The sequence below is a fragment of the Acidovorax cavernicola genome, assembly GCF_003581445.1.
The window spans coordinates 380,674-405,690 of record NZ_QXMN01000001.1 but is presented as its reverse complement, the minus strand read 5'-3'; the positions used below and the strand labels follow the sequence as shown (position 1 = coordinate 405,690).

The window sequence follows — 25,017 nt, the reverse complement described above, 5'->3', positions numbered from 1 at the left end:
CAATCGCTCAGCCGTTCAGGGCAGCCCACATCTCGCGGTCGCGCTCCGCCGTCCACACGCGCGGCGTCTCGATGCCGCTGGCCTCGTCGTAGGCGCGCGAGACGTCGAAGGGAATGCAGTGCTCGTAGATGAAGACCTGGCCGAACTCGGGGTCCATCGCGCAGCGCGTGTCGGCGTAGACCTCGCGCAGCGACTTGCCAGCGCGCACGCCGTCTTGCGCGCAGCGGTACAGCGCCTGCACCCAGCGGCGCGTGTAGTCGATGCCGGCCAGGCTGTCCTCGGGCGTCTTGAGCGCGGGGCCGCGGCCCGGCACCAGTTGCTGCGGCTTCAGCGCCTGCAGCGCGTCGAGCGTGGCCGGCCACTGCGCCAGGTGGGCATCGCCGGTGTAGACGCCGGCGTTGAACTCCACCAGGTCGCCCGAGAAGCAGATGCCCTGCGAGGGAATCCAGACGATGCTGTCGCCCTTGGTGTGGCCCGCGCCGAGGGTCATCAGCCGCACTTCGAGCGAGCCGAGGTACAGCGTCAGCTCGCGTTCGAACACCACCGTGGGCCAGGTCAGGCCGGGGATGGTCTCGGCCGACTGGAACAGGCGCGGGAAGCGGCCGATCTCCGAGTCCATGTCGGCCTGGCCGCGCTCCTCGATCAGCTCGCGGGTGCCGCGGCTGGCGAACACATTGACCGCGCCTTCGGCCGCATAGGCCGAGGCACCGAGCACGCGCACCGCGTGGTAGTGCGTGAGCACCACGTGGCGGATCGGCTTGTCGGTGACCGTGCGGATCGCGCGGATCAGGCTCTGTGCCATCACCGGCGTGGCCGTGGCGTCGATGACCATCACGCTGTCGTCGCCGATGATGACGCCCGAGTTCGGGTCGCCCTCGGCGGTGTAGGCATAGGCGTTGTCGGACAGGCGCTCGAAGGAGGTCTTCTTTTCCGCGAGGTCGGCGTGGGAGGCGAAGGCTTTGCTGTTCATGGGGAGTGAAAGTTGTTGGAAAGAAAAGAGGTTCAGGCGTGGTCTTGCTGCTGCCGCGCCTGGCTGCTGGTGCCGCTCTGGCCGGGATGCAGGCCCTGCGCCTTGTCGCGCGTCCAGGCCGCAAGGTCCTCGTGCGCGCGCTGGCGCTTGGCCGCGACGTAATCGGCGATCGGCGTGTCGCGCAGGCGCGTGGTCAGTTCGAGCCGCAGGCCGTTCGGGTCGAAGAAGTAGATCGAGCGGATGAAGTGGTGGTCCGTCACGCCGACCACGTCGATGCCGTGGGCCTGCAGGCGCTCGCGCATCTGCGCGACCTCGGCCTCGGTGTCCAGCTCCATCGCGAAGTGGTTGACCCAGCCGGGCGTCTTCGGATCGGGCTCCGTGCGGCCGTTGTCGCCCAGGTCGAAGAAGGCGATGTGCGAGTGATCGGCGAACTCGAAGAACAGGTGCACGAAGGGACAGTGCTCGCCGGTCGACGGCACGATCTCTTCCTTCACGACGTGCACCAGCGGCAAGCCGAGGATGTCTTCGTAGAAATGCCGGGTTTCCTCGGCGTCGCGGCAACGCCAGGCGAAGTGATGCAGGCCCCGGGCCTGGATGGCGGGTGTCATGGCGGCTCCTTGGAAAAGTTCAGGGAATGGCGAGGGCCAGCGGCTGCGCTTCGTCGCGCATGACCTCGTCGATGGCGGCGCGCACCACGGCCGGGTCGCCGAGGTCTTCGGCCAGCAGCAGCACCAGGCGCGCGAGGCGGTCGCGCTGCGCGGCGGGATCGGGCAGGTCCGTCAGCGCGATCAGGTGTTCGAGCAGGTCGTCGAGCTGTTGTTGGGTGGTGGACATGGGTCAGGCTTCCTCGCGGGCGGTGTGGGGCTGGTTGACGGCCGCTTGCAGCCGCTCGGACAGGGTGTGCAGGTCGTCGGTGTGCAGCACCGCCATCACGTGCTGGTCGGGGCGGATCAGCCACACGGTGGTGTCGTCGGCCTGCGCGCGCAGTTGCCGCGCCAATGCCGCGCGGCCGTCGTCGTCGCAGTGGCGACCCACGGCCACCCACTGCAGCAGCGGGTGCGTGAGCCGCTGCGACGGCAGTTCGTCGGCCAGCACCAGCGCGGTGAACCAGGGGCCGAGAAGCTGGTGCAGCGAGGTGTGCGCGTCGCGCCGCAGCACCACGTTGGGCAACGCGACGCCTGCGAGCGCATGGCCCTGCGCCACCAGCGAAGAAGCGGGATAGATCGACGGCATGCACAGCCGGCCGGTGTTGATCATCCGGGCTGCCCAGTCGTGCGTCGGGGCGAGCGCGATGATCGCGTCGCGCCACAGCGCGGCCGAGGCCTGCGCGCCGGGATAGACGAAGCGCGAGGAACGGCGGGCCTGGCGGATGTTCTCCAGCGCCGCATGCTTGCGCTCGAGGCCGTAGCTGTCGAGCAGCCCTTCGCCAGCCTGGCCCTGCAGGTGCAGCGCCAGCTTCCAGCCGATGTTGTCGGCGTCCTGGATGCCGCCGTTGCCGCCGCGCGCGCCGAAGGGCGCGACCAGGTGGGCCGCATCGCCGACGAACAGCACGCGGCCGCTGCGCAGTTGCTCCAGGCATTCGTGCCGGTAGCCCCAGGCACCGAACCATGCGATGTCGAAGGCCACGCCCTCCCCCACCAGCCTTGCCACCCGCGCGCGCATCGCGGCCTCGGTGGTGGCGACAGCCGGGTCCTCGTCGGGGGCGAGCTGGAAGTCCAGGCGCCAGGTGTCGTCCGCCATCTTGTGGCGCCACACGGCGCGCCCGTCGTTGGCGCTGGCATCGAGCCAGGTCCAGCGCTCCTCGGGCCATTCGCCGGTGCGCAGGATGACGTCGATGATGATCCAGCGGTCTTCGGTGCGGTCGTGCACGCGGGGCGCCAGGCCCAGCGCGTTGCGCACGCCGCTGTTCGCACCGTCGCAGGCCAGCACCCATTGGGCGCGGGTGCGGTAGTCGCCGTCGGGCGTGCCGACCTCCAGCTCGACGGTGTCGCCCTCGGCGCGCACCGTCTTCACCTGGTTGAGCCAGCGCAGTTCTGCCAGCGGCTCGCGCTGCAGCGCCTCGACCAGGAACTTCTCGACGTAGTACTGCTGCAGGTTGGCGAAGCCGTTGTGGCGCACGTCGGGCTGGTCCTGCAGGCGAAAGGAGGTGACGGCCGCGTCGCGGCACAGCACGCGGCCCAGGTTCCAGCGCACGCCCTTGCGCACGACCTCGTCGGCCACGCCCAGGCGCTCGAAGATGTCGAGCGTGCGTTGCGCCCACACCATGCCGCGCGAGGCCAGGCCGCGCACGCCGACGGTGTTGTCGTCGTCCAGGACCACGACGCGTACGCCGCGTCGTGCCAGGTCGAGCGCGGCGCTCAGGCCGCTCAGCCCGCCGCCGACCACGACGACCGGGTGGGGAGCCTCCTGCGGGCGGTCGAGTTCGCCGGGGCGGCTGTAGGGATAGACAGGCAGTTCTAGCATCGATGGACCGCGTGATCGCGGCGATCTATAGTGGGTGCCAGAACTTTAGGAATCCGCGCACGCCCCGTCTGTCCTCACGAATGACGACACGGCACCTGTGCAAGGATCGCGGCTTCCAGCCGCTACAGGAGCACCGAAGATGGAGACAAACGAGCTGGTGATCGCCGCCGCGCCGACGCGGGACACCTGGACACCCCAGGCCGTGCTCAACCTGGGACGACCGATGTTTCACGCGATGCTGCTGCGCGGGCTGCACGACGTGGCCGGCGTGGACCACCTCTCGCACCTGCGCTACGACCGCACGGGCCGCATCGGCTATGCGCGCTGCGCGAGCCTGGTCGACCAGTCGATGATCGAATGGACCACCGACGCCTATGTCAACCGCCTGTACCAGCGCGACCCCAACTACGAGCGGGTCTGCGAGGCCACGCGCGAGCCGGCCTCGGACGTGCAGCTCGTGACCGTGTCGCCCGAGAGCATCCGCGACACCGAGTACCGCCAGCAACTGTTCGAGAAGCCCGGCTTCGCGAGCAAGGTCTCGGTGTTCGGCACCTGGGGCGAAAACATCTGCTACGTGAACCTGTACTTCTCGCGCGCCGTGTCAGGCCGTACCTCCGCCCTGCTCCACTACTGCGCACCCCTGCTGATCGCGCTGGCGCAACGCCATGACGAACTGGCGACCGAGCAACCGGCATCGCTGTCGGCGCCCTTGTCAGACCTCGATCACCTGTCGGCGCGTGAGCGGCAGGTTGCCGAGCTGCTGTGGCAGGGCCACACCGCCAAGGAGACGGCGCGCGCGCTGAACCTGTCGCCGACCACCGTGCTGACCTACAAGTCGCGGCTCTTCGAGAAAGCGAAGGTCGCGAACCTGAAAGAGTTTTTGTTGAAAGCGCCTTCGCGGTCGACGCGCTAGGCGCCGACCGATCAAGCGGCTGCGACAGCGCGCAGGCGGTAGAGCCCCACGTCGACAAGCCCTGCGCGAAAGCCCGCCTCGCAGTACGACAGGTAGTAGGTCCACAGGCGCTTGAACGCGGCATCGAAACCGAGCGGCTCGATCTGCGGCCAGGCGGCCAGGAAACGGCGGTGCCACTCCGCCAGCGTGCGCGCGTAGTCCATGCCGAAGCAGCGGGACGTCTCGATCACCAGCCCTGCGCGCCGCGCCTGTTCCTGCAGCACGCGCGGGCTGGGCAGCATGCCGCCGGGAAAGATGCAGTGCTGGATGAAGTCGGCACCCTGGCGGTAGCTGTCGAATTGCGCATCGGCGATCGTGATCGCCTGCAGCACCACCACGCCGCCGGGCTTGAGGCGATCGCGCAGGGTCGCGAAGTACGTGGGCCAGTAGGCCTCGCCGACGGCCTCGATCATCTCGATGGACACGATGCGGTCGAACCGGCCCTGCACGTCGCGGTAGTCCTGCAGGCGCAGGTCGAGCCGGTCGGCCACGCCCCACGCTTGCGCGCGTTCGCGGGCGAACGCGAGTTGCTCGCTCGACAGCGTGACGCCGGTGACGCGCGCCGCGTGCCGACCGGCCAGGTTGGCGGCCAGCGTTCCCCAGCCGCAACCGATCTCGAGCACGTCGGCGCCTTGCGGGGTGTCGAGCATGTCGGCGATGGCATCGAGGCGGCGCGCCTGGGCGGCCTCCAGCGTGTCGTCGGCGGCGTCGCTGAATATCGCGCTCGAATACAGCATGCTGTCGTCCAGCCAGTGTCGGTAGAACGCGTTGCCCAGGTCGTAGTGGAACGCGATGTTGTGCCGGCTTCCGCGTCGGCTGTTGCTGCGTGCCAGGTGCCGCAGCCGTGCGATCCAGCGCGCCGGCCCGCGCCCCTTGAGCAGCGATCCCCAGGCCGACTCGTTGGCCAGGCCGAATTCGAACAGGGCCAGCAGGTCCGGGCTTTCCCACTCGCCGTCGCGGAACGACAGGGCCAGTCCCAGGTCGCCCTGCAGTGCCAGCCGCAGCATCGGACGCCAGCTCAGCAGGCGCAGGCTCGCCTGCGGCCCGGGCTCGCGGCCGACCACCTCGATGCAGCGGCCGCCCGGCAAGGTCAAGGTCAGCCGGCCGAAACGCGTGCGGGCCAGCACCCGGCGCAGCGGCGAGAAGGCTGGCGCGGCGCCGAGGACGGGGGCGGAAGGTGTGGTGAGGCTCATGGGGTCTTGCTCGAGGAAACGATGGTGAGGTCGCGGTCGGGGGCCGCCGGTCGCGGATGCAGCGGCACGCGCTTGATCCACAGGCGCAGGGCCTGCCAGTGGATGGCCGCCACCACCTTGAGGGTCAGCAACGGATGGGTGACGAACACGCGCAGCAGCGCCAGGTCGCTCAAGGGCGCGCGCTGGCCGTCGAGCCGCGCATTGAGGACGGCGCCCTCGGGGTCGTGCACGCTGATGCCGACCGACACCGCCTCGCCGGGCGGGGCCACGCGGAACTGGTAGCGCAGGTCCATGCCGTTGAATGGGGAGACGTACATCTGCTTGTCGCAGTGCTGGTCGACGATGGGTGCACCGTCGTCGGCGACCGGGATCAGGTAGCTGTGCCGCTGCCCGAAGGTGTTGTTGACCTCGTACAGCAGCGCCTGCAGCGCGCCGCCGGGCGCATGGCAGAACCAGACGCTGAGCGGGTTGAAGACGTGGCCGAGCAGCCGCGGCATCGTCAGCAGCCGGATCGGACCGCCGGTTGGCAGGCCGGCCTCGCGCAACCGCACTTCTATCTGGCCTCGCAGGTCGCGGCCCGAGCCGTCGCCATGGTCGGCGGCATGGAAGCTGAACAGATTGAACCGGTCTACCGAGAAGCAGCGCAACCGGGCGTGCAACTGCGGCAACTCGTCGATGTCGAGCAGCAGGTTGTAGACCCGGTAGCTCAGCCGGTGCCGCTTCGGCCGCAGCCGCTGGTGCATGACGCGCCCGATGTAGAGCGCCGAGCCGTCGTGCGCGCTCATGACGTGACGGCCAGTGCGCCTTGCGGCAGATGGATGCGCCCGGACTCCTGCGCCACGCGCCAGGGCCGGCGCACGCCGCCGAGCGCCTCGGCAACCGCCAGTCCGGCCTGCAACCCGTCCTCGTGGAAACCGGCGCCGAAGTAGGCGCCGCAGAACCAGGTGCGGCGCTGGCCTTGCAGCTGCCACAGCCGGCGCTGCGCGGCCATGCCGGCGGCATCGAACAGCGGGTGGTCGTAGACCTCGGTGCGGATCAGGTGCTCGGGCTCCGGGTCGGTCGCCGGGTTCAAGGTCAGGAACAGCGGCTCGGCCGCCGCGCCCTGCGGCAAGTCCTGCCGCAGGTGGGGTTGCAGCCGGTTCATCCAGTAAGTCACCGTCGGGGCCGCCCCGCTGCCGCGCGTGCCGAGGTAGTTCCAGCTCGACCACACGGCAAGCCGCGCCGGCATCAGGGCCGGGTCGCGGTGCAGCACGGCGAGGTTGCGCGTGTAGGGGAAGGCACCGAGCAGGGCCTGCTCGGCATCCGAGGGGGCGTCGAGCAGCGTCAGCGACCTGTCCGCGTGCGTGGCCAGCACCACCTGGTCGAAGCGCGCCGGCCACCAGCCGGCGCTCGTGCGAACCCGCACGCCCGCCGGCTCGCGATGCAGTTCGAGCACGGCCTGGTCCAGCAGGATGCGGTCGGCGAAAGGCTGGCTGAGGCGCCGCACATATTCCCGGCTGCCGCCCACCACGGTGCGCCAGACGGGCCGTCCGCTGATCTGCAGAAGCCCGTGGTTCTCGCAGAAGCGCACGAAGGCTGCGACCGGATAGCGCCCCACCTGCGCCGCCGGCGTGGACCAGATGGCGGCGGCCATGGGATAGAGGTGGTCGTCGCGAAATGCCCGGCCATAGCCGTGGGCGTCCAGGTAGTCGTCGAGCGCCTGGTCGCCGGCGACCTGCGCATCGCGCGGTGCCTCGCGGTAGAACCGCAGCAGGTCGCGCAGCATGGCCCAGAAACGGGGGCGCGCCAGGTTGCGCTTTTGCGCGAACAGGCCGCGCAGGTCGGTGCCGGCGTATTCGAGCCCGCCGTCGTCCAGGCTCACGGCGAACGACATGTCCGAGGCCGCCGTCGGCACCGCCAGGTGCTGGAACAGCGCGGTGAGGTTCGGGTACGCGGGCTCGTTGTAGACGATGAAGCCGGTGTCCACCGGCACCGGGCCTCCCCTGCCGGGCGCGTCCACGGTGTGGCTGTGGCCGCCCGGTCGGGGTTCGCTCTCGAACACCGTGACCTCATGGCGCTGGGACAGCAGCCAGGCGCAGGACAGGCCCGCGATGCCGGTGCCGACGATGGCGATGCGCTGCCCGGGAGGCACGGAGGCAGGCGTCGGCAAGGCGGCAGACGGGGCAAGAAGAGGCAGCATGGAGAGTCTCCGTCGGGTCGTGCTGCCTGTACGCAGGAAATGACCGTTTGGATTGGCGGCGTGTCGCTGCGATGATCCGAACGCGGCTTCCTTGCGTATGACAGCACATGACCGCGGCTCCTGATCCGTCCAACCCCTCTGCGGGCACTCTGGTGCCCCGCAGTCGTAGAGCGTCCCTCTTGACCGTTGTCTCCCCCGATTCCGAGCCCTCTGCCCTGCCCGACGACCTCTGGGCCGAGGCCATGGCTGCCGTGGCGCAGCGGCAGGACCGCGACGCCTTCGCGCGGCTGTTCTCGCATTTCGCGCCGCGCATCAAGCACTACCTGATGCACAGCGGCAGCCCGGCACTCCAGGCCGAGGAGCTGGCCCAGGAAGCGATGGTCACGGTCTGGCGCAAGGCCGCGCTGTTCGACCCGGCCCGGGCCGCTGCCACGACCTGGATCTTCGCCGTCGCGCGCAACCTGCGCGTGGACGCGCTGCGGCGCCGCCAGGGTGTGCAGTCGTCCGAAGACGCGTTCGACTTCGACCTGCTCCAGGCGGACGATCCGGCCCTCGACGACCGGCTGCACGCCTCGCGCCTGAACGAACGCCTGCGCGGCGCGCTGCGGCTGCTCCCGCCCGAGCAGCAGGAGGTGCTGCATCTTTCCTATTTCGAAGACGCGCCGCATGCCCGCATCGCGGCCCAGCTGAGCATTCCGCTGGGCACGGTGAAGTCACGCGTGCGCCTGGCGGTCGCCCAGTTGCGTCGCCTGCTGGAACACTGACGATGGATATCCGACACCACCCCGACGACGACCTGCTGCTGGCCCGGTCTTCCGGCCATTTGCCGGCCGGCATGCGACTGGTCCTGGCCAGCCATCTGGAGCTGTGCCCGCTGTGCCGCGAACGGGCGCGCACGCTCGATGCCGTCGGCGGCATCCTGCTCGACGACCTGCCGGCGGCCCCCATGGCCGACGATGCGCTGGCGCGCACCTGGAACCGGATCGATGCGCTCAAGGACGTTACCCCCGCTCCCGTGCGGGCCAGCGCACCGCCACCACTGCCCGCCGGCGCGCGCTGGCCGGCGGCACTCGCCCACTGCAGTGCCACGCCCTGGCGCTGGATCGGCCCCGGCATGCGCTGGAGCCGCGTGAGCGTGCCCGAGGCCCCGGACGCCAATGTGTTCCTGCTGCGCATCGCGGCCGGCAAGTACCTGCCGCAGCACACGCATCAGGGGACGGAATTCACCCAGGTGCTGCACGGCTGCTTCCACGACGGTCGGGCCTTGTTCGGCCCGGGCGATTTCGATGCGGCCGACGGCGAGATCAACCACCAGCCGGTGGTCCAGGACGGCAGCGAGTGCATCTGCCTCGCCTCGCTGGACGGCCGGCTGCGCTTCGACGGGGCTATTGCGCGCTTCTTCGGCGCGCTGGTCGGGATGTGATGCGCGCCGCGACCCACGACGACACGCCGCTCACGACCGTGCCCCACGCCAGGTCGGCGACGGTGACGGCCCAGGGCCAGTCGCGCAGCGTGGCCTGGTTCGTCAGGTCATAGGTCGCGTAGGCCATGAGTCCGAAGAGCGCGCCGCGGCGCCACGCCACGGCCGGCTCGCCTGCTTCCAGCGCTGGAGCAATCGCGAAGACGACCAGGCCGACGCCGTAGAGCGCATAGAACAGCGCGGCCGCCGCCCAATTCACGCCCGGCGCCATCAACGGGCCGAGCGCGGGCTGATACAGGCGCGGCCCCATGACCGACAGCCAGACGGCATCCAGCAGCAGAAAACACACGAGCGCCGCCACGTAGGCAGCGAGCAAGGTACGCGGGGATGGCTTCATGGGGTGCTCCGGGGGGAAGTCAGTCGGTAGCTCAGCTGGTGGTCGCCCTTGGTGTCGGCGTCGAGCCCGATCCAGCGCCCGCTGTCGGCGGCATACCAGATGCGGATGCGCTGCTGCGCGGCCTGCAGCCGCCACCCGCGCGCAGGCACGGGCTGGCCACGGACCTCGATGGTCGCATCGGGCAAGGGCTCGAAGCGGACCGATTCGATCTTGCCCGTCTGCGGATCGACCAGCCGCTGTTGCTTCACCAGCCGGCGGTTCCAGTAGGCGAAGCTCATCAGGCAGTCGGCGTCGAAGCCCTGCGCGACCTGCTGGCGGGTGCCGTCGTCGTCGGTCTCGGTGCGCAGATCGCGCAGGCAGTCGCCGGCCCATCGCTCCTCGGCCTGGTGCCGGTAGCGGTAGACGGGAATGCCGAGCACGCGCACGCTGAACCGGGCGCGGCTGTCGACGCTGCGCGCCGCCGCCGTGCCGGCGACGACGAAGCGATGGGCCCCGATCGGCTTGCCATCGAGCGTGGCGGTGAAATTCCATTCGCCCGCTTCCACGTCACGCTCCTGTGCCACCGCCAGGCAGGCCGCCAGTGCCAACATCAGCCCCGGGGCGTGGTGCTTCATGCGCCGTCACCGGGCCGCGGCGGCCAGGGGATGAAGGCGCTGGTGCGCGCTGCGTAGCTGCGGTAGGCCGGCCGACGCTCGGCGATGTCCTGCTCCAGCAGCGCCACGCCCGACACCTTGAGCAGCAGACCGGTCATCAGCAGCGGAGACACCAGGCACCACGCCACCGCCCACCCGCCGGCGGACAGCGCCGCCAACCCGAAGCCCCACCAGACACAGGCCTCGCCGAAGTAGTTGGGGTGGCGCGACCAGGCCCACAAGCCGCGGTCCATCACCGCATCCTCGCGGCGCGGTTCGCGCAGGAAGCGGGCGAGCTGAGCGTCGGCCACGGCCTCGATGACCAGGCCGCCGCCGACCAGCAGCAGCGCCAGCACATCCAACGATGAGAGGGGCGACGGGTGCGCGAACGCGGCCAGCAGTGGCCAGCCGACGACCCACGCCAGCACCGCCTGGAGCCCGAACACGAGGTAGATGCTCTTCAGGCCGAAGTGCGGTTCGTTGCGCGCACGCATGGCCCGGTAGCGGCGGTCTTCGCCGTGGCCCCAGTTGCGACGCACGATGTGCAGCGTCAGCCGACACGCCCACAGCAGCAGCAACCCGAGCATCCAGGCGCTGCGGGTGTCGAGCGCGCGCGCGTGAACGATGGCGTAAGCCACAGCCGGCGCTGCAATCATCAAGGGCCAGATCCGGTCCGCCAGGCTGGCGTCGCGCACCACGAGGCTGAACACCCACACGGGCAACGCGATGCCGAGAGCGATCGCCAGGCCCTGGCACGCGAGCGTCAGCATCACCGCTTCTCGAACAGGTAGTGGCCGACCCACCACTGGCCGCCTTCGGTGTAGCCGAACAGCTCTTCCACCGAAATGAAGAAGAGCCGCCAGCGGGTCCACCAGACCGGCGCGTCGCGCTCTCCGTAGACGGCGGTCAGCAGGGGCATGAGCGTGGCCCGCCCGGCGTCCATGCGCGCCAGCCAGGCGGCCGAGGTCCGTGCGTAGTGGCGGCCGTCCCAGCGCCAGCGGCTCAGCAGGCGCAAGTCGTCCTGGCAGCGCAGGGCGAGATCGTCGCTCGGCATCATGCCGCCGGAGAAGAAGTGGCGGCTCATCCAGTCGCTGGCGTCGCGCGCCTCGAACGGGTACGGCGCTTCGCGGTGAACGAAGACGTGCATGAAGAAGCGCCCCTGCGGCTTCAGCCAGCGCGCCACATGCGAAAAGGCGCGCGGCCAGTTGCGCAGGTGCTCGAACATCTCGACCGACACCACCCGGTCGAAGCGTTCGTCGGTCTCGAAGTCATTGAAGTCGCAGGTGATCACGTCGAGATTGCCCAGGCCGCGCGCGGCAGCCTCTGCCGTGATGAACAGCCGCTGCGAGTGCGAATTGGAGACCGCCGTGATGCGGGCGCCCGGAAAGCGCTCGGCCATCCACAGACTCAGGGAGCCCCAGCCGCAGCCGAGTTCCAGGATGCGCTGTCCGTTTTCCAGGCCGGCGCGGGCGCAGGTCTCGGCCAGGGCCGCCGCCTCGGCCTGTTCGAGCGTCTGCACGCCTTCGGGCCACCAGCAGCAGCTGTACTTGCGGTGGGGGCCGAGCACGCCGGCGAAGAAATCGGCGGGCAGTTCGTAGTGCTGCTCGTTGGCTTTCTCGGGCAGCGGGGCCAGCGGTGCCTCCCGCAGGCCGTCGAAAAACGCCTCGGTGCGCCGGGCGACGGCTTCCGGGTCGCCACTGTCCAGCTCGGCCAGGCGCTGGCGCAGCAACCGCCGCACGCCCATCCGGACGGCGCCATCGGGCACCAGGCCCTGTTCAACCCAATGGATGGCGGCGGAGGTGCTGGAAGCTTGGGGCATGGCGGTGGACGCTGGAAGAGGACCTTCTCTTCCTACGCCAAGCCAGCCGCCATGGATCACCAGCGATGCGAATAGCTCACCTTCAGCACCGCGCCCGCGGCCGGCAGCCGGCTGGTGTTGTTGCTGTTGCGCAGCAGCTGGCTGTACAGCGGGAAGTACTTGCGGTTGAACAGGTTCTCCACCCCGATGACGACGGTGTTCTTCTCGTCGATCTTGAAACGGCTGATGAGGTCGACCGTGGTGTACCCGCTGACCTCGCGGCGCCCGAAGCTGTTCACGCCGTCGAGCCGGTAGTCCTTGGAGCCGTACGACACGGCCTGCAGGCGATGGCTCCAGCGCGCGTCGGGCTTGTACTCGACATAGGCCGTCAGCTTGAGTGGCGGAATGCGGTAGCCCCACATGTCCTGGTAGCGCGCCCCGCCCTGCGGCAGCTCGCGGCCCTTCATCCAGGTGAAGGAGCCGCCCGCGGCCCAGCGGTCGCTGCTGCCGGCGTAGTCGAAGGCGCCTTCGATGCCGTGGATGCGCTCCTTGGTGCGCGTCATGATCAGGCCGTTGAACGAACTCTGGACCGCGCCCAGCGCCGACTGCGACTGGAACACGCTCAGGTTGGCCACCGCGTTGTCGAAGCGGCCGCGCCAGCCCAGCTCCACCGTGTCGGTCTTCACCGGCTGCAGGTTGGAGCTGTTGATGTTGAAGCTCGGGGTCGCGTTGCGCACCTGCAGGCCGATGTCGGGCAGCTCGAAGCCCTGGCTGTACGAGGCGTAGATGTCGTGGCGCTTGGTCGGGTTGAACACCACGCCGGCGTTGTAGGTCCAGGCACCGTAGTCGACCGTGCCGCCCTTCACCTGGGCGGGGTTGCGTGCGCGCAGCTGCGACAGCGGCGTGAAGTTGTCGAAGCGCGCGCTGGCCTTGTCGTAGCGCGCCCCGCCCTCGACCGACCACTGCTCGTTGAAGCGGTGCTGCAGCTGGCCGAAGGCGCCCAGGCTGCGCGTGGTGATCGGCGGCATGAAGATCAGCGTGCCGGTGCGCTGGAAGCTCAGGCCGCGGCTGGCGTCGTAGAGCCTGGGGTCGAACACGTCCAGCGGCATGTCGGTGCGCTCCTGGTTGAAGTCGGCGCCCCAGGTGAGCTGCGTCTTCTTGTCGGCACCGAACGGCGTCTTGATCGTCAGCCGGCCGCCGTACACGCGCGAGTTCTGCATCACCTGGTCGACGCTGGAACCGCGGGCCACGACACCGCGCGCGTCGAAGGGCGCGAAGCGGGTGAAGAAGTCCCGGTAGTACAGCTGCGCGGCCAGCGTGCTGCCGGCGATGTCGCGGTTCGTGTAGTCCAGGCCGAGCAGGCTGTTGGTCACGCGGTTCTGCTTGTCCAGCTGCAGGCCCTTGAGCGGTCGTGCGGCCACGCTGCCCGCGGGCAGCTTGGCGACCGACTGGTCGGAGGCGTAGTCGGTGTCCTGCTTCGCGTCGTAGTGGCTGGCCGACAACTGCAGCCGCTGGTTGGCGTCGATGCGGTAGCCGATCTTGGCGGAGGCGTTGTAGATGTTCGAGTCGAACAGGTCGCCCTGGCTGGGCTCCGGCGCAATGCGGTCGCCGCGTGCATCGTACGAGCCGCCCACGCGCCGCGCACCCAGGCTCACCGCGTAGTCGAAGACCTCGCCGCCGCCCGAAATGTAGTGCTGCACCTCGCCGCCCAGCCCTGCCCCACCCAGGCGCGACAGCGGCAGCACACCGGAGACGGTGGTTTCGGCGCGTGCCTCGCCACTGGGCTGCCGCGTGCGGATCGACACGATGCCGCCGGCCGCGCCGCTGCCGTAGATGGCGCTGCTGCCGCGCAGCACTTCGATCTGCTCGACGTCGGCCGGATTGATGTTGGCGAGGTTGCGCGACGAGTCGCGGTTGGTGTTCAGCGGAATGCCGTCGACCAGCACGAGCATGTTGCGCCCGCGCAGGGTCTGGCCGAAGTCGGTGATGGTGTGGCTCGAATCGGCCATGCCGGGCACGACCTTGCTCAGCAGCGTGGCGACGCTGTCGGAACCCTGACGCAGGTTGTCGAGCTCTTCGCGCTCGAGCACGGTGACCTGCCGGGTCGGCGCCATGAGGCTGCTCTGTGTGCGCGCGGTCACGGTGATGGCGGGCAGCGCATCGTCCGCTGGCTTCGACTCGATGGCCGAGGTGGCCGCGGTGGCCGAGACAGGGGCCGGCGCTGCATCCAGCGTGAAGTCGCCACTGGTCAGCCGCCGCGCGCGCAAACCGCTGCCTTCCAGCAAGCGGCCGAGCCCTTCTTCGGCGGAGAACTCGCCGGACAGGCCCGGCGTGCTCATCCCGCGCGTGCGGGCCAGGTCGAAGCTGAGGTTGAACCCGCCCTGCCCTGCAAAGCTCAGCAGCGCCGGCCCCAGCGGACCGGCCTGCACGCGGTAGGCCTTGCGCGCTGGCGCCGCCACGGCATCGGCCGCTTGGGCCGGCAGCGCGGTCAGCCCGACGGTGGCCATGCCGAGGGCGCACAACGCGCCTTGTACGGCGCGCACGGCGAGGCGCTGGCGGTGCGTTGCGTCACGAGGGTTCTGGAAGACGGAAGGCCTGGCGGTCATGAAGGGTTGTCCTTGTCGCGTGTCGGGATGTGGATTGCTGGCTTGTGTGCTTTCAATCGACATGACAGGCGAGGCGCGAAAACCGGACACGCGCCGGCAAGTTTTTTGCAAATTCTTTTCAACGCGGCGCGATGCGCCGGCAAATCACCGGGCCGTCACCGTCACCCAGTAGCGCGTGCGTGCGTCGACGCGCACGGGCAAGGTCTGCGCAAGCACGGCGAGCACGCGGTCGGTGTCTTCGAGCTGGAAGGCGCCCGATACACGCAGGTCGGCCACCGCGGGGTCGCAGCGCAACACGCCGCTGCGGTAGCGGCCGATTTCGGAGAGCACATCGGCCAGGCGCATTTCTTCGGCGTAGAGCACGCCTTGGGTCCAGGCTTCGGCGCCGTTGGCGGCCGGTGCTATCGGGCCCGTCGCATCGGTGGTGAAGCTCATCTGTTGGCCGGCCGGCACGATCACCGACGCGCCTATCGCACGGGTCGGGCGCACTTCCACCGCACCGGCCAGCACCGTGAGGCGGCTGCGTCCGTCCCCGTCGATGCGCACGATGAAGCGCGTGCCCAGGGCGCGCAGCCGGCCTTGCGGCGTCTCGACCAGGAAGGGGCGCGCGACACCGGGCGCCGGATCAGGCGCGGTCTCGACGAGGATTTCGCCACTGCGCTGTCGCACCAGCCGCTGCGTGGCGTCGAACGACACGTCGATGGCCGTCGCCGTGTTGAGCGTGGTGCGGCTGCGGTCGGCCAGCTCGATGGTGCGTCGCTCGCCCGTGGCCGTGCGGTACTCGGCCCCCAGCGACGGCCAGGGCACGGCCCGGTAGCCGACCCAGGCGGCGGACGGCGCGACCAGCAGCACGGCCACGGTCCGCAGCAGCGCGCGCCGGTTGGCCAGGCCGCGGCGCCGGTCGAGCACCGGCATGCCCAGGCCCGGGGGCACCGCGCCGAACTTGCGGCTCAGTTCTTCCGCGCTGTGCCACACGCGTTGATGCTCGGGGCTCTGGTCGCGCCACTGCGTCCAGCGTTGGGCATCGGCCTCGGACAGGCGACCCGCGTACATGCGCGCAAGCCACTGGGCTGCTTCGTCCACCAGACGCGGATCGACCGCGCCTTGCGCCTGCGCCCCACTCACAGTCACGGTCACAGCGGCGTCGCCAGCATGAGCTTCAGGCACTGCGCGAATCCTTGCGCCATGTAGCGCGTCACGGTGCGTACGCTGACGCCGAGCTGCGCGGCGATGTCTTCATAGGCCAGGCCTTCGAGTTGCGACAGCAGGAACGCGGTGCGCGCACGGGCAGGCAGTTCGTCGAGCAGCGCATCGAGTTCGTGCAGGGTCTCGAGCAGGATCGCGCGCTCCTCCACCGAGGGCACCAGCGCTTCAGGCAGCAGCGCGAGCGACGCCTGGTAGGCGCGCTCCAGCGATTGCCGTTCGTGGTGATTGATCACGAGGCGCTTGGCCACGGTGGTCAGGTAGGCGCGCGGTTCGTGCAGCGTCGGGATCGCGCCCGCACGCAGGCCGGACCAGATGCGCAGGAAGGTGTCGTGCGCGATGTCCGCCGCATCGAAGCTGTTGCCCAGGCGGCTGCGCAACCAGCTGGAGAGCCAGCCGTGGTGCTCGCGGTAGAGGGCGTGCGCCTGCTGCTGCGGGGTCGACTCGCCGACAACCATCGATGCCTCTTTTCAGTTGAGAAACTTTCGCATTCATTATAAATGCGAATACTTCTCAACCAATGGGAGAGGCACACGGCCGTCCGAACCGACTTCGGAGCGGCCAATGGACCAAGCTCACGCAATCTCGGCGAATCAGCTCGATGCCAGCCCCGGCGTTGCCTTGTCAGCCTCGGGCAGCTTCGCAATCACCTTGATCTCGAACTGAAAGCCATAGAGCCACGTCACGCCGATGCCCGTCAGCGTCGGGTGCGGCGCTTCACCCCAATATTCGGGCACCAGCTTCCAGATCCTCTCGAAGTTCGATTCGGGGTCGACAACGAAAACCGTCACGTCGACCACGTCGTCGAAGGTGCACCCTGCGGCCGCCAAGACCGCGTTCAGGTTGTCGAACGCACGCCGCACCTGCGCCTCCAGCTCGGGTTCCGGCGAGCCGTCTTCGCGACTGCCGACCTGCCCCGACACGAAGAGAAAACCGTTCGAGCGGATCGCGGGCGAATAGCGGTTGCGTTCATAGAGCGCCTGACGCCCGGCGGGAAAAACGACGTCGCGTGAGGTCATGGTTTGCGTTCCTTCTGCAGTGAGTGATGACGATGAAGGGACTTTAGGAAGCCGCGCCTCATCGATAAACAGGCAAGGCCAACAATCACTGTTTGCAGATCCCAAACAATCCCGGCACGTCATCCCGGCACATGCCGCGCAGGAGCCCTCACATGGACCGTTTCGATGCAATGCAGGCCTTCACGCGCGTGGTCGAGGCCGGCAGTTTCACCAGGGCGGCCGAAACGCTGCACCTGAGCAAGACCAGCGTGACCCAGCTGGTGCAGCAGCTCGAAGCCCGGCTGCGCGTGAAGCTGCTCCACCGCACCACGCGCAAGCTGAGCGTCACGGCCGATGGCGCGGCGTACTACGAACGCGCGGTGCGCCTGCTGGCCGACCTGGACGATGCCGAGACCAGCCTGTCCAGCGCCTCCTCCTTGCCCCGGGGCCGCCTGCGGGTGGACGTGCCCAGCCCGCTGGCCCGCATGATCCTGGTGCCCGCGCTGCCGGCCTTTCATGCGCGGTATCCGGACATCCAGCTCGACATGGGCGTGAGCGACCGCATGGTCGATGTGATCGGCGACAACGTCGATTGCGTCGTGCGCGGCGGCGAGATCACCGACCCTTCGCTCATGGCCCGCCGCGTGGGCGACCTGCGGCTCGGGGTCTATGCGGCGCCGGGCTACCTGGCGCTCGCCGGCACGCCCGCGCATCCGCGCGAACTGGAAGACACGCACCACCGCATCGTCGGCTTCCTGTGGTCGCGCAACGGCAAGACCTTTCCGTACGCCATGCGCCGCGACGGCGAACGCATCGACGTGCAGGGCCGCTACGTGTTCTCGGTCGACGACGGCAACGCCTACCTCGCAGCCGGACTGGCGGGCCTGGGCATCCTGTGGCTGCCGGACTACATGGCCGCGCCGCACCGGGCGAGCGGTGAACTGGTGCCCCTGTTCGAAGACTGGCAGCTCGAACCGATGCCGCTGTACGTGGCGTTTGCACCGAACCGGCATGTGAGCGCCAAGCTGCGCGCGTTCATCGAATGGGTCGCTGGGCTCATGGCGCAGCATGCGCCGGTCATCGTTCGACCCGGCCCGTCGGGATGAACGGTTTCATGCCGCCGCGGCTTCGGCCTCCTGCAGCGCGCGCCACATCACCTTGCCGCTGCCGCTCTTGGGCAGCGCATCGACGAACTGCACCACGCGTGGTGCCTTGTAGGCCGCCATGTTCGCGGCGCACCAGTCGATGATGTCCTGCTCGGTCACCGGCGGCTGCGCAGGCTTGAGCACCACCAAAGCCTTGACCGATTCACCGCGATAAGCGTCCCTGGTCGCGATCACGCAGGCTTCCTGGATCGCCGGGTGGCGGAACATCAGCGCTTCGACCTCGGCCGGCCAGACCTTGAAGCCCGACGCATTGATCATCCGCTTGAGCCGGTCGGTGACGAAGAAGTAGCCCTCCTCGTCCACATGGCCCATGTCGCCGGAGCGAAAGAACCGCTTGCCGTCGATCTCGACAAAGGCGGCCTCGGTGTCCGCCGGACGCTTCCAGTAACCCGCGAAGACCTGCGGCCCGTGGATCACGATCTCGCCCTGCGCACCCGGCTCGACCTCGCGGCCCGTGTCCGGATCGATCACGCGGGCGTCGGTGCTCATGAAGGGGATGCCCAGGCACTGCAGCTTGGGCGCGTCGGGCGGGTTGTAGTGCGAGGGGGCGGCGGTCTCGGTGAGACCGTAGGCCTCGACATAGCGCAGGCCGTACTGCTCGAACAGCCGCTGCGCCACCGCCTGCGGCATGGCCGCGCCCCCGCCGCCGATGGCGACCAGGCTCGAGAGATCGAAGCGCCCCACGTTCGGGCTGGCCAGCAAGTCGATGACCATGGTCGGGATGTTCGCCCAGTGCGTGATCTGGTGCGTGGAGATCAGCCGGCCGGCCAGTTCGCGGTCCCAGCGCGGCATCAGCACCATCGTGGCGCCGGCCTGCATCGCCGCATGCATGACGCCCACCATGCCGGTGATGTGGAACATCGGCACGGCGACCAGGTGGATGCTCTGCGGCGTCACGTTGCCCCATGCGTTGATGGCCATGGCGTTGTGCATCGCGTTCGCGTGGCTGAGCATGCAGCCCTTGGGCAGGCCGGTCGTGCCGCTCGTATAGGGCAACAGCGCCAGCGCATCCGCGTCGACTTCGGCAACGGGTGGTGCTTCTTCGCAGGCCTGGCAGTCGGTCCATGCATGCACCGCGCCACCCTCGAGCTCGGGCAGTTCACGTCGCGGCAGCAGCCATGGCGCCCAGGCCGTCGGCAGGTCCTGCTCCTGCAACACGGCCGGGTCGAAGGCGTCGGTGAATTGCGTCACGACGAGCTGACGCAGCCGCTGCGCCTGCGGCAAGGCGTCGCTGGCCTTGGCGAGCTCCACCGCCAGTTCGGCTGTCGCAATCGCCACCTGGGCATCGGGATCGGCGATGAAGTGCTTCAGTTCCTCTGCACGGTTCATCGGGTTGACCGGCACCACCACGGCGTCGGCGCGCAGGATGGCGAAATGCGCGATCACGAGCTGCGGGCAGTTCTGCATGGCCAACAGCACGCGATCGCCCCGGCGCACGCCCAGCGCATGCAGGCTGGCCGACAGGCGCTCGACGGCCGTCCACAGCTGTGCGTAGCTCAGCGTGCGTCCCATGAAGATCAGCGCCGCCTTGTCGGGGAACCGGCGGGCATTGACCGCGAGGTTGTCCCACAGCGGCGTGCGCGCCGCGCGCAATGCGCGAGGCAGGCGCCGGGGCCAGAACGTGTGATGCGGACGGGTGTGCATGGCGTGCTCCTGGTGGATGGTGATGCGAAAGAAACCGTCGATCGATGGGCGCGGCTGCGCCCTGCCCGCCTCCGTCATGCGGACGGCGGGAGCGATTCGTCAAGAGGAATTGCGGGCTGCTATTGCGGGCCCGTCGCGATGCCAGCGCGCGCAAAGGCGGCTTGCGACTGGGCACCGTTCATGTAGACGTCCTTGCGCGTCACCTCGCCGGCGTCGTTGACGTCGACCACATCGAGCATCTCGACCCGCGCGGTGAAGGGCTGCCCCGCCGTGTCTTTCAGCGGCAGCACCATCACCCACTCCAGTACCCAGTGCCGCGCACCGAAGAGGCTACGCCGCAGCTCGAAGCTGAACGGATAGCGGGCGAACACGCCGATGCAGTACTGGCGCAGCGCCTCGCGCCCGTGCACCGGCGCGGAACCGTCGTGGAGCCAGTAGGTCGTGTCTTCGGAGTGCAGCGACACGATGCGGTCGGGGTCGCGTGTTTCCCATCCGACGTGATATCGCGCGAACAACGCTTCGGTCCCCAGGGCGGGGTCAGCGAGACCGGTCTTTTCAGGAAACGCCATGTCTGTCTCCATCGGATGTGATGGAGAAAATTTACCGACTCAAAGTCGGTTTGTCAATCCGGGTGCGAACCGGCCCCGTGTTGCTGCAACCCGCACAGCATGGTTTCGAGCAACCGGCAGTGCAGGTGCACGGCGGCGACCGGGTCGGGCGCCGCGCCGCAGGCCAGCGCCGCTTCGGCGACCGCACCGGCGATCAGCCGCGTCGCGGCTTCGATCTCCGTCGGCGGCGTACCGGCCGGCATGATGGCCACCAGCCCGGTGCGAATCGAGACCATGAAGTGGCGATCGTCGATGCCGCGCCAGCGCTCCCAGCCGAGCACCACTGGCCCGTCGACCAGGATCAGCTGGCGAAGGCCTTCCTGCGTGGCCGCCTCGAGGTAGATGCGCAGGTTGGTCGCGATGGTGTGCGGCGAACGGTGCCCTTCGATGCGCTGGATGCGCGTGCCGAGCTCCGCGGCAAGTTCCGCCTGCACCGCGTCCAGCACCGCCTCGAAGACGTCGTGCTTGGCGCGGAAGTGGTGATAGAGACCGCCCTTGGCGATCCCGGCGCCGGCGGCGATGTCGTCGATGCTGACGGCCGCGAACCCACGCTCGATGAACAGCTGTCGCGCCGAGGCGAGGATGGCCCCGACGGTGGTTGCGCTGCGCTTGGCCTGCTGGACCATGTGCCTCTTTCTCCTCGATGGCTGCTGCGCCACGTGAACACGCGGCCAGTATGGCACGCGGTGTCAGTCAGGCCGGCTGGCCGGCCTGTGCCACCGACAGCTCTCGCAGGATGTCTTCCGTGTGCTCGCCGAGCCGGGGCGCCGCCCTGCCCGCCACCGGCTGCGCATGCAGCCAGCGCGCCGCGGGCTCCAGGCCGACGTAGGTGTTGCCCTGCGCGTCGGCATAGTCGCGCACCGGGCCGCTGTCGCTGTCCTTCAACTCGCGGATGAGCGCCTCGACGTTCGGAATGCGCGCCACCGGAATGTCGGCCTCCAGCAAGACCTCGAGCCAGTGCGCCGTCGGGTGCTGCGCGATGTGCTGCTCCACGAAGGCGTAGACCGCATCGATGTACTGCGTGCGCCGGCCGGAAAGTCACAGGACCAATCTTGAGGGCCTTCCCGCTCTACGCCGTCCCTGACCCGGGTCGCCCGCCCTCCGCCGCCAGGGCACAGCCGCAAGACGCCTTGTACCCGCGCAACCCCGCGGGATCGAGCACCGTCAGTCCACGCTTTCCGAGGCGGATGAGCCCCAGCGCGTGGAATCGTTGCAGCGCGACGTTGACGCGCTGCCTTGACACGTTGGCGAGCAATCCGATCTCTGTTTGCCCCACTTCCAGGAAGCGCGGCGCGTCCGGATAAAGCTCCGGGTTGTAAAGGCTTGCCAGGCAGTTCGCGACCCGCGCGTCGGTGTCGAGCAGGCGCTCGTGCTCCAGCGCGCCGATGAAGAGGCTCAGCCGTGCATTGAGCAGATCCTGCAGGTAGTGATTGAAAGGCACGCTGGTGCCGCGCAGCCATTCGAAGGTGCGGCGCGGCATCAGCGCCACGCGTGCGGGCCGCAGCGCGAACACGTCATAGCGGCGTGCCTCGTGCTTGAAGAGCGAGCCTTCACCGAACCATACGGCGGCCGATACCCCGGTGAGCGTCGATACCCGCCCGTCTTCCGAGGCGACCGACATCTTGGCAAAGCCGTCGATCAGCGCCATCCAGTGCTCCACCAGCTCCCCTGCGCGTGCAATGCAGTCGCCACGCGCGACCTGCCGCTCCTGCATGCTGCCGAGCACGTGTTCCAGGTCGTTGGGTGACAGCGCCAACGCCCATTTGGAACGCCGCACCATTTCTTCCATCGCCTGGGGGGCGGATGCAGGGGAAGCAGAAGAGGCAGGAACCTCGCTCGGCGGATCAGGGATTACCTGTAGCAATTCGCGCGTCATGTGTCGTCGCAACGACCGCGGACCGGAACGTCCATTCGTATTCTTTCAAGGCATACAACACAGGAGACACCCATGTTCGCTACACCCTCCCGCCCGCGCAAGCGGGTTTTTCCGTGGCCTCGCCCGTCCCGCGCCGTTGCGGCGGGCCTTGTGGCGATGGCCGGCGCCCTGCTGATCGCCGGGTGCGGGGGAGGCTCCGGCAGCGGTCCGAGTTTTCCATTCTTTCCCGGCGCCAACCCTCCCCCGTCGACGCCGACACCGACACCAGCCGCGTTCCAGGTGAAGACGCTCTCGTCATCGCCCGACATGATCAGCGGCGGCGACACGCTGCTCGAAATCACCGCGCCCGCAGGCGTGGCGCTCGACAAGGTACGTGTGAGCCTCAACGGCAAGGACGTGAGTGCGCAGGTGCCGGTGGCAGACAGCACGGCCCGCGTGTTGCGCGGCCTTGTCACGGGGCTCACGACCGATGCGTCGAGCACCACCGGCAGCAGCAATTCGCTGGTGGTCAGCAACGCCGACAACAGCGCGCAGCGCACCGAAGTCAAGCTGACCAACTATCCGATCACCGGCCCGATCCTCTCGGGTCCGCACATCTCGCCCTATGAATGCCGCACGGTGGACAACGGCCTGGGCGCGCCGCTGGATGCCGATTGCTCCGCGACGACGCAGGTGGTCTGGTACTACCGCAGCACCGCCAACACGTTCAAGCCGCTTTCAAACCCTACGGGCACACGTCCGGCCGACCTCGCGACCACGACCACCAACGACGGCAACACCGTGCCCTACATCGTGCGCGTGGAGTCCGGCACCATCAACCGCGGCGTGTACCGGCTCGCGGTGCTGGACAACCCCGCCAAGGACGCGCCCGCCACCTGGAAGCCCGGCACAGGTTGGAACAAGAAGCTGGTCGTGTACTTCGACTGCTGCGGCTCCGCCCAGTACAACCAGGGCGTGCACCCCATCGAGTCGATCCTCGGCGATGCCGGCCACATCCAGCTCTCGCGCGGCTTCGCCTTCATGAACTCGACCGAGCTGTGGAACAACCAGCACGCCAACCCGCACCTGCAGGGCGAGACGTTGATGATGCTGAAGGAGCACGTCATCGAGGAATTCGGCACCGTGCCCAAGTGGACTGTCGGCTTCGGCGGCTCGGGCGGCGCCATCCAGCAGTACCTGATCGCGCAGCTCTATCCGGGACTGCTCGACGGCATCCAGCCCATCGTGTCTTTCCCCGAGACGCTGATGCCCGAAGTGATGGAGTGCCGGCTGCTCAACAACGTCTACAAGCTCGACACCGCCACCTGGACCCTGGCCAAGCAGACCGCGGTGAACGGCTTCAACACCAACACCAGTCTCAAGACCACCACCTGCACGAGCTGGGACGCGTCCTTCGCGAGCATCATCAAGTCCGACCATGCGACGGGCTGCGGTCTGCGCGAACCGGCGAACACGTCCAACGTGTTCAATCGTGCGACCAACCCCAACGGCATCCGCTGCGACCTGTTCCAGACCAACGTGAACCTGCTGGGCAAGCGCGCCGGCACGCAGGAGGCACGCCGCCCCATCGACAACATCGGCGTGCAGTACGGCCTGGCCGCGCTGAACAGCGGTGTGATCTCGGTGAAGGAGTTCCTCGACCTGAACGAGAAGGTCGGTGGCTACGACGGCGACGGCAACACGCAAGCCGCCCGCTCCGAAGCCGACCCCGATGCGCTGAAGCTCACCTACTCGGGCGGCTTCAAGAACAGCTTCAAGGGACCGGGCCTAGCGAACATCCCGATCATCACGCAGCGCGGCAACGCCGATTCGACGGGCGACATCCACGACACGATGCAGGACCTGATCATCCGTGCCCGCCTGCAGCGCGCCAACGGTCGCAGTGACAACCAGATCATCTGGACGCTGGGCTCGAAGTCGCCGGTCGACTACATGTCGGCCTCGCTCGACCTCGTCAACAAGTGGCTGGACAACATGGCGGCGGACCCGGCCGCGGCGTCCATCGACAAGGTGGTGCGCAACAAGCCCGCCGGCGCCAACGATGCCTGCTGGGACGCGACCGGCAAGCGCATCGACGAGGTCGCATCGACCGACCCGGCCGCCGCCTGCAACGCGGTCTACCCGCGCTTCAGCACACCGCGCATCGTGGCCGGCTCGCCGCTGGTGAACGACGTGCTCAAGTGTCAGTTGAAGCCGGTCAACGCCGCGGACTATTCGGTGACCATCGCGGGCGCCGATCTGGCGCGGCTGCAGACCATCTTCCCGGCGGGCGTGTGCGACTGGAGCAAGCCGGGCGCGGGACAGGATGCGCTGCGCGGCACCTATCTGCGGCTGCCGCTGAACTGATCCGAAGCAGTTGAGACCACGGCCGGGCTCGACGACGAGCCCGGCAACTGGTGAGCGATGCGGTCCGTCAGCCAGCCGGCTCCGCCAGCTTCCGCCAAGCCTCGTACAGGTCTTCGTCGCCCTCGTCGCGCACGGGCATCGAGTGCAGCGGCATCTCGCGCTGCTGCGGCGGACGTGCGATCTCGAGGTAACCGCGCTCGGCCGACAGGTCGTAGGGCTCGCCGTCCTCGTTCGAATAGGCGTAGTAGACCTCCTTCACGCCGGCGAGGTACATCGCCGTCAGGCACATCGAGCATGGGTAGCCGCTGGCGTACACGGTGCAGCCCGACAGGTTCGTGCTCTTCAGGGCCTTCGCGGCGGCGCGCACGGCCTGCATTTCGGCGTGCGCCGAGGGGTCGCACAGGGCGTCCACTTCGTTGACGGCGGTGGCGATCACCTTCCCGTCGCGCGCGATCACCGCGCCGAAGGGCCAGGTCTTGCGTTCGCGGATGTTGCCCATGGCGAGGCGGATGGAGTCGAGCAGGTACGCGCCTGCGTTCGGGTCATGGGGTGTCGTCATTCAGGAA

At 68.8% G+C, this 25,017-nt stretch carries 26 protein-coding genes; 5 read left to right on the top strand and 21 right to left on the bottom strand.

Annotated elements, in window-relative coordinates:
* Window positions 1–7: 7 nt before the first annotated feature.
* The 4 genes from D3H34_RS01910 to D3H34_RS01895 are packed head-to-tail and all read right to left on the bottom strand — an operon-like array spanning window position 8 to window position 3,433.
* Window positions 8–970 carry an MBL fold metallo-hydrolase gene (locus D3H34_RS01910; RefSeq protein ID WP_119551684.1) on the bottom strand — a complete coding sequence of 321 codons (963 nt, stop codon included), beginning with the start codon at window positions 968–970 and terminating at the stop codon, window positions 8–10.
* A 32-nt stretch (window positions 971–1,002) separates the two neighbouring features.
* Window positions 1,003–1,578 carry a VOC family protein gene (locus tag D3H34_RS01905; protein WP_119551682.1) on the bottom strand — a complete coding sequence of 192 codons (576 nt, stop codon included), beginning with the start codon at window positions 1,576–1,578 and terminating at the stop codon, window positions 1,003–1,005.
* 19 nt (window positions 1,579–1,597) lie between these two features.
* Window positions 1,598–1,804: a DUF2783 domain-containing protein gene (locus D3H34_RS01900; protein WP_119551680.1), complete on the bottom strand. Its 207-nt coding sequence runs from the start codon at window positions 1,802–1,804 to the stop codon at window positions 1,598–1,600.
* A 3-nt stretch (window positions 1,805–1,807) separates the two neighbouring features.
* A complete protein-coding gene (locus D3H34_RS01895) occupies window positions 1,808–3,433 on the bottom strand; it encodes an FAD-dependent oxidoreductase (RefSeq protein ID WP_119551678.1) in 1,626 nt (541 codons plus the stop codon).
* 139 nt (window positions 3,434–3,572) lie between these two features.
* Between D3H34_RS01895 and D3H34_RS01890 the strand changes: the two genes are divergently transcribed.
* The gene (locus tag D3H34_RS01890) at window positions 3,573–4,346 is read left to right on the top strand and encodes a LuxR C-terminal-related transcriptional regulator (protein WP_119551676.1); all 774 of its coding nucleotides are present in this window, start codon (window positions 3,573–3,575) and stop codon (window positions 4,344–4,346) included.
* A gap of 11 nt (window positions 4,347–4,357) precedes the next feature.
* On the opposite strand, the gene D3H34_RS01885 is transcribed toward D3H34_RS01890, so the two are convergent.
* Genes D3H34_RS01885 through D3H34_RS01875 form a run of 3 tightly spaced genes read right to left on the bottom strand, consistent with a single transcriptional unit; the run spans window position 4,358 to window position 7,757 of the window.
* Complete coding sequence (locus D3H34_RS01885; RefSeq protein ID WP_119551674.1) at window positions 4,358–5,578, bottom strand: SAM-dependent methyltransferase; 1,221 nt, start codon at window positions 5,576–5,578, stop codon at window positions 4,358–4,360.
* A complete protein-coding gene (locus D3H34_RS01880) occupies window positions 5,575–6,363 on the bottom strand; it encodes a DUF1365 domain-containing protein (protein ID WP_119551672.1) in 789 nt (262 codons plus the stop codon). The genes D3H34_RS01885 and D3H34_RS01880 overlap by 4 nt, the downstream gene beginning before the upstream one ends.
* Window positions 6,360–7,757, bottom strand: coding sequence for an NAD(P)/FAD-dependent oxidoreductase (locus D3H34_RS01875; RefSeq protein WP_119551670.1), 1,398 nt, complete (start codon window positions 7,755–7,757; stop codon window positions 6,360–6,362). The genes D3H34_RS01880 and D3H34_RS01875 overlap by 4 nt, the downstream gene beginning before the upstream one ends.
* Before the next feature lie 179 nt (window positions 7,758–7,936).
* Between D3H34_RS01875 and D3H34_RS01870 the strand changes: the two genes are divergently transcribed.
* Window positions 7,937–8,521 carry a sigma-70 family RNA polymerase sigma factor gene (locus tag D3H34_RS01870; RefSeq protein ID WP_286185345.1) on the top strand — a complete coding sequence of 195 codons (585 nt, stop codon included), beginning with the start codon at window positions 7,937–7,939 and terminating at the stop codon, window positions 8,519–8,521.
* Between the two features lie 2 nt (window positions 8,522–8,523).
* The gene (locus D3H34_RS01865) at window positions 8,524–9,180 is read left to right on the top strand and encodes a ChrR family anti-sigma-E factor (RefSeq protein ID WP_119551666.1); all 657 of its coding nucleotides are present in this window, start codon (window positions 8,524–8,526) and stop codon (window positions 9,178–9,180) included.
* Here the strand turns inward: D3H34_RS01865 and D3H34_RS01860 are convergent.
* The 8 genes from D3H34_RS01860 to D3H34_RS01825 form a co-directional block, all read right to left on the bottom strand.
* The gene (locus tag D3H34_RS01860) at window positions 9,143–9,574 is read right to left on the bottom strand and encodes a DUF2177 family protein (protein WP_119551664.1); all 432 of its coding nucleotides are present in this window, start codon (window positions 9,572–9,574) and stop codon (window positions 9,143–9,145) included. The two genes, D3H34_RS01865 and D3H34_RS01860, sit on opposite strands and share 38 nt — an antisense overlap.
* Window positions 9,571–10,188 carry a DUF6134 family protein gene (locus tag D3H34_RS01855; protein WP_205736651.1) on the bottom strand — a complete coding sequence of 206 codons (618 nt, stop codon included), beginning with the start codon at window positions 10,186–10,188 and terminating at the stop codon, window positions 9,571–9,573. The genes D3H34_RS01860 and D3H34_RS01855 overlap by 4 nt, the downstream gene beginning before the upstream one ends.
* Window positions 10,185–10,976 carry a DUF1295 domain-containing protein gene (locus D3H34_RS01850; RefSeq protein ID WP_119551662.1) on the bottom strand — a complete coding sequence of 264 codons (792 nt, stop codon included), beginning with the start codon at window positions 10,974–10,976 and terminating at the stop codon, window positions 10,185–10,187. The genes D3H34_RS01855 and D3H34_RS01850 overlap by 4 nt, the downstream gene beginning before the upstream one ends.
* Window positions 10,976–12,025, bottom strand: a complete 1,050-nt coding sequence (locus tag D3H34_RS01845; protein ID WP_119551660.1) for an SAM-dependent methyltransferase — start codon at window positions 12,023–12,025, stop codon at window positions 10,976–10,978. Before D3H34_RS01845 ends, D3H34_RS01850 begins: the two co-directional genes overlap by 1 nt.
* Before the next feature lie 56 nt (window positions 12,026–12,081).
* Entirely contained in the window at window positions 12,082–14,610 is a 2,529-nt protein-coding gene (locus D3H34_RS01840) for a TonB-dependent receptor (RefSeq protein ID WP_119551658.1), read from the bottom strand.
* Between the two features lie 144 nt (window positions 14,611–14,754).
* Window positions 14,755–15,777, bottom strand: coding sequence for a FecR domain-containing protein (locus tag D3H34_RS01835; protein WP_286185343.1), 1,023 nt, complete (start codon window positions 15,775–15,777; stop codon window positions 14,755–14,757).
* Window positions 15,744–16,271 (bottom strand): sigma-70 family RNA polymerase sigma factor, encoded by a 528-nt coding sequence (locus D3H34_RS01830; protein WP_119551656.1) that lies wholly within the window; start codon window positions 16,269–16,271, stop codon window positions 15,744–15,746. Before D3H34_RS01830 ends, D3H34_RS01835 begins: the two co-directional genes overlap by 34 nt.
* 135 nt (window positions 16,272–16,406) lie before the next feature.
* Window positions 16,407–16,832, bottom strand: a complete 426-nt coding sequence (locus tag D3H34_RS01825) for a Rid family hydrolase (protein WP_119551654.1) — start codon at window positions 16,830–16,832, stop codon at window positions 16,407–16,409.
* 152 nt (window positions 16,833–16,984) lie between these two features.
* Here D3H34_RS01825 and D3H34_RS01820 point away from each other — a divergent pair, with 152 nt between their 5' ends.
* Window positions 16,985–17,917, top strand: coding sequence for a LysR family transcriptional regulator (locus tag D3H34_RS01820; protein ID WP_119551652.1), 933 nt, complete (start codon window positions 16,985–16,987; stop codon window positions 17,915–17,917).
* A 6-nt stretch (window positions 17,918–17,923) separates the two neighbouring features.
* Here D3H34_RS01820 and D3H34_RS01815 read toward each other — a convergent pair whose 3' ends face one another.
* The 5 genes from D3H34_RS01815 to D3H34_RS01795 form a co-directional block, all read right to left on the bottom strand.
* Complete coding sequence (locus D3H34_RS01815) at window positions 17,924–19,621, bottom strand: long-chain fatty acid--CoA ligase (protein WP_119551932.1); 1,698 nt, start codon at window positions 19,619–19,621, stop codon at window positions 17,924–17,926.
* A gap of 119 nt (window positions 19,622–19,740) precedes the next feature.
* Window positions 19,741–20,190, bottom strand: coding sequence for a nuclear transport factor 2 family protein (locus tag D3H34_RS01810; RefSeq protein ID WP_167481100.1), 450 nt, complete (start codon window positions 20,188–20,190; stop codon window positions 19,741–19,743).
* Between the two features lie 53 nt (window positions 20,191–20,243).
* Entirely contained in the window at window positions 20,244–20,855 is a 612-nt protein-coding gene (locus D3H34_RS01805; protein WP_119551648.1) for a TetR/AcrR family transcriptional regulator, read from the bottom strand.
* 67 nt (window positions 20,856–20,922) lie between these two features.
* Window positions 20,923–21,243 (bottom strand): CoA transferase, encoded by a 321-nt coding sequence (locus tag D3H34_RS01800; RefSeq protein ID WP_119551646.1) that lies wholly within the window; start codon window positions 21,241–21,243, stop codon window positions 20,923–20,925.
* Between the two features lie 55 nt (window positions 21,244–21,298).
* The gene (locus tag D3H34_RS01795) at window positions 21,299–22,105 is read right to left on the bottom strand and encodes a Crp/Fnr family transcriptional regulator (RefSeq protein ID WP_119551644.1); all 807 of its coding nucleotides are present in this window, start codon (window positions 22,103–22,105) and stop codon (window positions 21,299–21,301) included.
* Window positions 22,106–22,384: 279 nt separating this feature from the next.
* Here D3H34_RS01795 and D3H34_RS01790 point away from each other — a divergent pair, with 279 nt between their 5' ends.
* Window positions 22,385–24,451: a DUF6351 family protein gene (locus D3H34_RS01790; RefSeq protein WP_147400358.1), complete on the top strand. Its 2,067-nt coding sequence runs from the start codon at window positions 22,385–22,387 to the stop codon at window positions 24,449–24,451.
* 67 nt (window positions 24,452–24,518) lie between these two features.
* Here D3H34_RS01790 and D3H34_RS01785 read toward each other — a convergent pair whose 3' ends face one another.
* Complete coding sequence (locus tag D3H34_RS01785; RefSeq protein ID WP_119551640.1) at window positions 24,519–25,010, bottom strand: nucleoside deaminase; 492 nt, start codon at window positions 25,008–25,010, stop codon at window positions 24,519–24,521.
* Between the last annotated feature and the right edge of the window lie 7 nt (window positions 25,011–25,017).